Source organism: Micromonospora sp. ANENR4 (assembly GCF_015354395.1).
In the GTDB taxonomy this organism is placed as follows: Bacteria; Actinomycetota; Actinomycetes; order Mycobacteriales; family Micromonosporaceae; genus Micromonospora; species Micromonospora aurantiaca.
In genome coordinates, this window is record NZ_JADKYQ010000005.1 from 375,538 (window position 1) to 384,535 (window position 8,998).

Sequence of the window (8,998 nt, forward strand, 5' to 3'; positions counted from 1 at the left end):
ATCACGCGCTGCTCCCCAGTCGACACGATGCGGCGTCTATCGATCAGGGTAGAGAGGTTGCGCCCGGGTTACCAGGCCCTCACCGTCCGATGTGGGCGTCCATCCACGTGACGGCGGCGCCGACCGCGTCGGATATCGGCAGCAGCCGGGCCGGTGCGTCACCGACCGTCCCGCGCCGGGTGAACGCCGCCCGGTCGAGTTCCGCGCCGATCGCCGGAAAAGGGGCCGCATCCAGGTGCGGAGCCTCGAAGTCGAGCCGTTCCCGGCGGCCGTCGCGCAGCACGTAGCAGCGGTACGGACGACGCGGCGGCGGGCGCCGCAGCCGGTACTCGGCGAGGTGCAGCGCGGTGCATGTCGCATAACCGACACCGAGCAGCAGCGTCCGGGCGCCGGCCGCCTCCAGGGCGGCGAGCGGGGACCGCTCCCCGAGATGGGAGTCGAGGTCGTGGACGCGCATCAGCTCCGCCGCCCGCGGCCCCCACGCGCTGAACGACGTCTGCGGGTGCCGGCTGCGGACCGCGCCGGGCAGCCGGCGTACGTGCTCGGCGAACGCGCCGACCCCGAACGACGGCGTGACGGCCGGGTCGAAGCCGGGCATCCGTTCCTCGTACGCCAGACGTTCCTCGTCGGTGAGCCCGGCGGTCGCGGCGTGGTACGCCGGGCTGCTCACCGAGTTGTCAGGGGTCTGCGCCGGGACCACGACGGTGCCGGACGGGCCGACGGCGGCCCGCAGGGCGCCGGCCAGCGTGGCCGGCCCGCCGTCGACCGGTCCGAGCGCGCGCAGGGAGCAGTGCACGAGCACCACGTCGCCGGGGCCGAGCCCGAGCGCGCGCAGGTCGGCGGTGAGCGTGTCGACCCGGTACGCGGGCGGGACGGCGGTGGTCACGACGGCCACCCGGACATCGAGCGGGCGACCTGCCGGACCAGCCGCGAACCGGCCGGGGTGAGCGCGTCCGCCCGTTGCAGCGCGCCGATCGCCTCGGCCGTCCAGTCGCGGTACCGGCGGTAGACCGCCTGCGCGCCGTCGACCTGACGGTCGGCCCGGATCCGCCAGATGTCGGCCACCGCCACGTGCGCGTAGATGCCGTGCAGGACGGCCTCGGCGGGCCGCGGGTCGGGCCGCCAGCCCACTGTGATGTCGATCGGGCGGGTGCCGTCGACCAGGTCGCAGACGTCCAGCAGCGCGTTCATCTTGCTGTGCTGGAACTCGTGCACGAGCAGCACCGCGAGCGAGCCCGCGTCGGTCTCCGTGGCCGCGACGCCGCCGAACGCCTGCCGCGCGGTCGACGCCTCGCTGACACCCGCGCCGCTGCGCCGCAACGGGACCACGGCCCGCAGCCCGGTACGTAGCTCCTCGGCGTGGCCCGGCACCTCGTCCCGGATCACCTGCCACGCCGCCGCGAACGTCTCGGCCCAGCGCGCGGCGCCCGCGTCGTCGAGCCGGTCGCCGGCGGGCAGCCGGTGGCAGTCGCGGTGCGGATCGCCGTCCTCCAGCAGGACGCTCACGTCCGCGGCGGCGAGCACGCGGGTGGGCCACCACCGGGGCGCGTCCCCGGGCGTACCGGTGCGGATCGCCACGTTCACGTCTCCGGCGGTCACCCGCAGCGAGCCCGGGCCGGTCTCGACCCGCGCGGTGCCGTCGCCCACCTCGGGCAGCAGGACGGTGCCCACCGTCGGCAGGTGCAGGCGGCCGTGCCGCACCGGCACGTCGAGACGTACCGGGGTGCCGGCGTCGAGCGCGGCGGCGGCCGCGAGCGCGCTCAGGTAGTCCGGCCCCTGCCGGGCGCCGGTGCCGGTGCCGGCGAGGCAGTCGACAGCCCACGCCCGCACGTACGGGTGGGCCGCGATCCGGGCCACGGAATCCGGCGCACCACGGTCGAGCGCGGCCAGCGCCGCCCAGCCGTCGGCTCCGGCCCCGCCGGCCGGCAGCCGGTCGGCCACCTCGGCGAGCAGCGCGCGGACGATGGCGATCTGTGCCTCCACGAGCCAGGCGATGGCGACCCGGTCGCCGGTCGGCGCCGCGAGGCGGTCGAGGAAGTCGTCGGGCAGGCCGGCGTCGAGCCGGACGGGTGCCGGTGGGTTCTCGTTCACGTGCACGATCAGCTCTTTCAGATCGGCGCAGTAGACACTCGGATGGTCGAAGTGCCCGGCGCCGTACCGGTGGGCGAACAGTCCGCCGCCGCACTGGTCGACCACCGGACACCGCCGGCACTCGTCGCTGAGACCGGCCCGGCCGGAGCGGCGGCGGGCCAGGAGCGGGCTGGCCGCCACGTCGTCGGCCGCGTGCGAGAAGACGGTCATACCGGTGGCCGGCGCGCCGTCGTACGCGGTCTTGAGCGAGTCCGCCTGCTCCCACTCGCCGTCCGTCTCGATCACCGCCAGGTCGACCGGATCGAGACCGAGCCACTCGGTGCCGCTGGGTCCGCCCACGGCGGTGGACAGCAGCGAGTCGAAGAGGCGGACGGCGACCGGCCGGCCGTCCGCCCGCCAGCGGTCGTAGACGGTGCGCAACCACCCCGCGTACGCGGTGCCGCCGCCGGCCGGCCGCCACGGTGGGTCGTCCCAGGTGGCGTGCGGGAGCAGGAAGTCGATTCGTGGTGGTTCCTGGGCGAGCAACGATTCGTAGACCGCTATCGGGTCGTTGCGCACGTCCACCGTGCACAGCAGGCCGGCGTAGATCCCCCGGTACGCCGGGCGGCGCAGCAGCGCGAGCGCGCGCAGCACCTGGTCGTAGCTGCCGGCGCCGGACCGGAAGCGCCGGTGCCGGTCGTTGGCGGCCCGGTTGCCGTCGAGCGACACGCCGACCGCGACGTCGTGGTCGGCGAGCAGGTCGCAGAACCGTTCGGAGAGCAGTACGCCGTTCGTCTGCATGCCGATCCGCAGCCGGGTGACCGGGCCGATGACACGCCGCAGGTCGGCGAGCACCTGACCCAGTCGTTCGGGGCCGAGGAGCAGCGGCTCACCGCCGTGCAGGACGACAGTGACGTCCGGCAGCCGGTGGGCGGCGGCATGCTCGGCGATCCGTCCGGCCGCGGCCCGGAGCACGTCCGGCGTCATCCGCACCGGGCGGCGGCGCCAGCTCTGGTCGGCGTGTTCGTAGACGTAGCAGTGGTCGCACGCCAGGTCACACCTGGCGTGCACCTTCAGGACGAACTCGGTGAGCGCCGCGCGGGCCGGCCCGGGGGACATCGCAGATCAGATGAACGAGCCGAACTTCGCCGCGGGGACCCGGGTCTTGTCGAGATGAGCCGCCATCACCCGGCGCACTATCGGGGATATGTCCGCTGCGGAGAGCCGGTCGAGGGGCTCCGCGCGGACCCTGCCCAGCGACACCGGGGGCTCTTCCTGGCGCATGGGGACGGTTGTCATGACTTTTCCTTAGGTTCGTGTATGCGCCCGTCGAGCACAGCAGCGACGGCACACTATTAGCTCCGGGGGATCCAGCACAATGGACCCATCGGCGCGAAGGTGAATCTCTGGACGGTTCGCCGGCCGGCGTCGTCGTCGCCCGGGGGAGCGACCGTAAGGGATCAATTATGCGCCTTTTTACCGATCTAGGCTACGAATCAAAAGTCCAGACTTTTGCAGAAATCGTCCACCCCGATCCCCTGGTCAGCCGAGGGACCGGGGTGGACGAGCGGCTCAGACGGCCGGGCCGCTCCCGGACGGCGTGCCGAGGCGGATGTCGACGTCGGCCGGCTCGGTCATCTGGTCGTACGCCTTGGTCCGGAGCCGGTTGGTCTGCACCTCGCCGTCGAGCAGCGCCGCCCGCAGCGCCTCCGCGTCGCTGATCTCCTTGGCGGTCACCGCGTCGGCCGCTGTCGTGACGCCCTGCACCACCTCCAGGTGGGTGCCGTCGGTGGGCATCAGCTCGGTCCACTTCGCCAGGCAGTACACCCGCTCGGGCACGTCCTGGCACTCGGTGGTCAGCTCGGGCATCTCGTCGCCGGAGCCGAGGTGGCCGGTCCGGTACGTCGTCAGCTCGTCCACGAACGCCTCCAGCTCCCGCTCCACCGCCGGTGCCAGGCGCGTCGCCACCACCTTGCCGAAGATCCACCGCAGCGCGGTCAGCTCCATCCCGGCCCGTACCGGCAGGTAGAGCTTCGCCCAGCTGGCGTTGACGAAGTCGCCGGGGTCGCGCTCCGGGGCGCGGGCGTCGCCGCCGGACCACCAGCCGGGGTACGCCACGAACGACGCGCGCTCCCAGTCGAAGACGCGGTGCCAGAAGTCGATCTCCCACGCCTCGTCCCGCACGCTGGCCGGGAAGTGCGTCTCCACGATCTGCGAGACCATCTCGTTCACCGGCGAGAAACCGGCCCGCAGCCGCGCCTCGAACTCGTCCCCGGCCGCCTCTGCCGCGGCCAGCGCCTCGTCGCGCCGGTCCTGCCACTCCTGGAGATCGGTCAGGTGACCCGCGACGAGCGCGTTGTACGACGCGTCGTCGGCGGTCTGGTCCACCACCGTCGGGGTACGCCGGAAGCCTGCGGCGAGCTGCACGTCGGCACCCGGACCCGCCAGCCAGCTCCGGGCGCCGACGTGCACGCGTACGCGGAGCACCGGCCGGCCGTCCGCCTCGGTGACCACCGGCACGCCCACCACCCGGGCGGCGATCGCGTCCGGCGGACGGCGGGTGATCAGCGTGAGGTTCTGCCGGATCGTGTCGACGTCGCCGTCCCACTCCCAGCCGGCCTCGAACGCGACGTCGACGTCGTAGTCGGCGCTCATGTCGCCGGTGAATCCCCACTTGTCGAGCGTGACCACGGGGGAGTACACGACGCGCGTCTCCACCGCGGCGGGCGCGCCACGCGGCGGGCGCTCCGGCTTCACCGGCATCGGGGGCAGCGCGGCGACCGCGTTGTCGCGGATCCGCTGCCGTCCGTCGACGATCTTCTGGGCGAAGGCGAACGCCGGATCCTTGATCGTGGGGGCCCAGCAGACCCGTGCCCCGTACCGCTCGTGGGCCAGCTCCAGCCGTTGCAGCACCTTGAAGTAGTGCAGCGTGATCGGCGTGGCCCGGTTCGGGTTGCGGACGGTGCGCTTCGAGGACGACTCCGCGCCGGTCTCGGTGACCAGCTTGAAGTCGGTCTTGTGCTGGGTGCGGTAGCGCGCCGCGACCTTCGAGGTGGCGGTCCGGCTGTCCTTCACGGCACGGCGGCTCGTCTCCTGGCTCGCCGCGGTGACGCTGCTGGCGAAGCCGATCGTGTGGCTGGCGTTGAAGGTGCCCCAGATGCCGGTCGGGCTGGTGTACTGGCCGGTGTGGCTCGCGTTGAGCCCCCAGGTGTCGGTGAGCGACTTCTGCCGCTCGAAGCCCTCCTGGAGCTCGGTGGTGAGCGCACTGGTCAGCTCGACATCGGTCTGCTGTTCCGACTCGTTCTGCTCCTCCAGGGTCAGCTCGCGCTTGGTGTAGGTGCGCTGCTCCAGCACCGCCTCCTCACCGGGGGCGAGCGCCAGCGCGTAGACGTGCTCGCCGAGCGCGAAGCCCACCGGCCGGATCCGGGTGCGGTCGAGGAACGCGATGCCCACGTCGGACTGGAGCAGGCCGGCGAGGAACTCCGCCTGCTGGTCGCCGAGCAGCGTCTGGCGCCGCGCCGGCGGCTCCCGGTACGACATGCCCGAGTCGGCGCCCGGCAGCGCCTCGGTGGCGGCGTCCATGTCGTTGGCCTTCCACAGGTCGTAGAGGCCGAGTTCCTTGAGCAGGTGCGGCAGCCGGTCGCCGTCGAGCCCGCCGTAGCGGATCGCCTCGATCAGCGCCTGCTTGACGTAGAACGGCAGGATGGGCGTCTCGCCACCGCCGAACGTGAGCCGGACCGGTACGAAGTAGTTGGAGTAGACGTACCGGTCGGAATGCGCGGTGCTGAAACCAAGCGTCGCCGGATCGGCGTCGGCGACGACGACTCTGCCCATCGGTGCTCCTCTACAGCGGCAGGTTGAACAGGGCTTGCAGGCCCCGGTACGCCATCTCGTGCGAGGTGACGAAGAACCCGGGGAACAACTGGCTGAGGGCGGCCTGGCGGACGACCGTCTCGCGTACGGCGTGCGCGGTCAGCTCGTCGAGGCCGGCGACGACCTCCGCCGGCACACCGCCCTTCGCGGCCCGCTGGTACGCCTCCGCGACGGCCTCCCAGCGCCCGTCGAACGTCTCCCCGAGGTCGTCGGCGACGGTCCCCCAGGTCTTCTCGAAGCGCTCCAGCTTCGTCGAGGAGGTCCAGTCGACGTTCGTGACGCGGGCCGCCTCGGGGTCGACGAGCAGCAGGTCGGAGCGGAGGTCCCCGACAGTGGTGGACGCCTTCCACCGGAACCGTTCGGCGAGGTGGCCGGCGAGCGCCTTCTCCGCGCCGGTCGTGGCCGGGTTGCCGGTGAACCCGACGAGGCGCAGCAGCAGATCCCGGTCCGGGTGGCCGAGCAGCATCTGGGCGACCGTATGGCGCAGGACGGCCTCGGAGCCGCGCAGCGCGGGCGCCAGCTCCGGGTGGGCGGCGCGGACCGCCTCGACGACCGTCGCCAGCGACTTCTCCGCGAACGGCTCCAGGCCCGGTGACCGGCCGGCGAGCTGCGCGACCTCGGCGGCCATCCGCCGGTGCACCTGCTGACCGAGCCGCCACGGCTGCGCCTGCCCGGCCTTGCGCAACGCGCGGAACTCCTCGTACGCGACGGTTTGGAGCGCCCTGTTGAACGCGGTGGTCAGCCGCTGCTCCAGTTGCCGGGCGACGGCGGCGCGTACGACGGCGGCCCGGATGTCCCGGGGTGTCTTCGGTGGTGTCAACTCGCGCAGGTCCTCGACCCGCTTGATGATCTCGTCGAGCGCCTCGTTCAGTTCGGCGCGGGTCGCGGCCCGGCCGGCCGACGACACCGTCTCCGACATGCTCGCCATCAGCACGGGCCGGCCGTCGAGGCTCACCAGCGCGCCGAGCCGGGTGCCCGCCCCGGCGCCGGCGAACGCCTCGGCGTGCGCCGCCTGGTTGAACAGGGTCAGTGTGAGTTCGGCGTCGGCGAGCAGCATCCGGCCCTGCCGGAACAGCGCGTCGAGCACCTTCGGCGGGAAGAGCGTCCGCAGCATCGCGAGGCCCACCTGGGGCGCGGCGAGGATCGCTGCCCGGCCGATCGCCACCAGCAGCGCGGCCGTCCGGGCGGTCAGCAGGCGCGCCTCCCGGGCGCCCGCGAGCAGCAGCGGCACGTACCGGACGGCGGCGCGGACCGCGACGCCGCCGAGCAGCCGGGCGAGATGCACCAGCCCGGTGAGCACCTGATAGAGGTCGCCGGCGACGCGGCCGAGCAGGCGGCCGGCGGCGAACGGGTCGAGGTTCTCCAGGTGCCGGGCGAACTCGGCCGCCCAGCCGCGCCACAGCGCCAGCAGCCGTTCCGGAACCGTGGTCGGGTCCAGCGCGGCGACGATGCCGGCCAGCGCCTGGCGTACGACAGTGGCCTGGTCGGCGAGGCGCTGGACACCGGCGCGGGGGTCGACTGTGAGCACGATGAGCGTGGTGAACTGCTCCTGCTGGAGGCGGCCGATCAAGTGCACGAGCTTGCCGAGGTCGACCACCACCGTCGCCACGGACTCCCCGACGCCGACGGCGAAGCCGTCCAGGAACAGCTTCGGGTTGATCCCGTTCCAGGCCGCGTAGTGCCGCATCGCGTCGAGCAGCGCGGGGTCGAGACCGAGCAGGTAGCGACGGAACGTGCCGTCGGAGTCGACGTCGGAGGCGGCCAGGTCGAAGAACGCCTCGGCCAGTCGCAGTCGCGCGAGCATCGAGACCAGGTCCCAGACGTTCTCCGGAGTGATGCGGCCGGTCATCGCGGCCAGCACGCGCTCGCGGGTCATCGAGCGTGTGGCGTGTGCGTCCATCCAGTACTTGACGGTCAGCGCGACGAATTCCACCCGTGGGTCCTGGGTACGTGCGCCGAAGACCGCGACCCGGTCCTCGGCGGGCACCCGCGGCACGCTGAACCAGTCCCGGATCATGACGGATTCGTTCGCCGGCTGCCCCAATTCCCCCACCCCCTCCAGCCGTGTGCACTGTCGGGCCGTGGTGCGGGCGGCGGTAGTGCTGGGTCGAGAAGCTGACATGGTCCCCCGACGGCGCGCTCCCCGGTCCATCGACTGTTACGACTTGACGAACGACGTGTTATCGCTCACAGTCGATGGCACGGGACGGCGGCATCGATGGCCCACCGGGCGGGCGCGGGTGGCCGCGTGGCAGGCCGGGTGTGGGATCAGTGCGCTACGACAAATTGTTAGCGCTCACAACATGTGATCAGAGGGAGGAACATGTTTGCATTCGGTAGGTCCCCATCGACGGTGTCGCCGCCGCGACGGCGCGGATGGCTGCCGCGAGTCGTCGCGTCCGGCGCGACCGCGGTCCTCGTCGGCGCCGCCGCGGTGGCTGCCGTGTCCGCGCCCGCCGCCGCCGCGAGCGTCGACACGAACGCCTGGTACGTCCTGGTCAACCGCAACAGCGGCAAGGCGCTCGACGTCTACAACCTGGCCACGAACGACGGCGCGCGGATCGTGCAGTGGTCTCGCAACAACGGCAACCAGCAGCAGTGGCAGTTCGTCGACTCCGGCGGCGGCTACTACCGGCTGAAGTCACGGCTGTCCGGCAAGGTGCTCGACGTCTACAACTGGTCGACCGCCAACGGCGGCAGCATCGTGCAGTACTCCGACCTCAACGGGACCAACCAGCAGTTCCGGCTGGCCGACTCCGACAGCGGCTACGTCCGGCTGATCAACCGCAACAGCAACAAGGTGGTGGAGGTGCAGGGCGCCTCGACCGCCGACGGCGGAAACATCGTCCAGTACGACGACTGGAACGGCGCCAACCAGCAGTGGCAGCTCGTCCGGGTGGACGGTGGCGGCGGCAACCCCACCACGCCGCCTCCGACGACCCCGCCGCCGGGCGGTACGTGCAACCTGCCGTCGTCGTACCGGTGGTCGTCGACGGGTGCGTTGGCGCAGCCGCGCTCGGGCTGGGTGTCGCTGAAGGACTTCACCGTGGTGCCC

General features: G+C 72.5%; 6 protein-coding genes. 1 reads left to right on the top strand and 5 read right to left on the bottom strand.

Annotated elements, in window-relative coordinates; translation table 11 throughout:
• Positions 1–79: 79 nt before the first annotated feature.
• From IRY44_RS11675 to IRY44_RS11695, 5 genes are all read right to left on the bottom strand, one after another.
• A complete protein-coding gene (locus IRY44_RS11675; protein WP_194800414.1) occupies positions 80–886 on the bottom strand; it encodes an aminoglycoside N(3)-acetyltransferase in 807 nt (268 codons plus the stop codon).
• A complete protein-coding gene (locus IRY44_RS11680; RefSeq protein ID WP_194800415.1) occupies positions 883–3,189 on the bottom strand; it encodes an FxsB family cyclophane-forming radical SAM/SPASM peptide maturase in 2,307 nt (768 codons plus the stop codon). Before IRY44_RS11680 ends, IRY44_RS11675 begins: the two co-directional genes overlap by 4 nt.
• A 6-nt stretch (positions 3,190–3,195) precedes the next feature.
• Positions 3,196–3,369, bottom strand: a complete 174-nt coding sequence (locus tag IRY44_RS11685; protein ID WP_194800416.1) for a hypothetical protein — start codon at positions 3,367–3,369, stop codon at positions 3,196–3,198.
• A gap of 273 nt (positions 3,370–3,642) precedes the next feature.
• On the bottom strand, positions 3,643–5,904 hold the full coding sequence (locus tag IRY44_RS11690) for a hypothetical protein (protein WP_194800417.1): 2,262 nt from the start codon (positions 5,902–5,904) through the stop codon (positions 3,643–3,645).
• Positions 5,905–5,914: 10 nt separating this feature from the next.
• Positions 5,915–7,960, bottom strand: a complete 2,046-nt coding sequence (locus IRY44_RS11695; RefSeq protein ID WP_228531862.1) for a hypothetical protein — start codon at positions 7,958–7,960, stop codon at positions 5,915–5,917.
• A 306-nt stretch (positions 7,961–8,266) separates the two neighbouring features.
• On the opposite strand from IRY44_RS11695, the gene IRY44_RS11700 reads away from it, so the two are divergent.
• The coding region (locus tag IRY44_RS11700; protein WP_194800419.1) for a non-reducing end alpha-L-arabinofuranosidase family hydrolase at positions 8,267–8,998 on the top strand (732 nt) is incomplete at its 3' end.

What these genes read in the sequence shown, in the direction of transcription:
- IRY44_RS11680 (WP_194800415.1), bottom strand. Translation starts at nt 3,189, where the DNA reads ATGTCCCCCGGGCCGGCCCGCGCGGCGCTCACCGAGTTCGTCCTGAAG.
- IRY44_RS11690 (WP_194800417.1), bottom strand. Translation starts at nt 5,904, where the DNA reads ATGGGCAGAGTCGTCGTCGCCGACGCCGATCCGGCGACGCTTGGTTTC.
- IRY44_RS11695 (WP_228531862.1), bottom strand. Translation starts at nt 7,960, where the DNA reads ATGATCCGGGACTGGTTCAGCGTGCCGCGGGTGCCCGCCGAGGACCGG.
- IRY44_RS11685 (WP_194800416.1), bottom strand. Translation starts at nt 3,369, where the DNA reads ATGACAACCGTCCCCATGCGCCAGGAAGAGCCCCCGGTGTCGCTGGGC.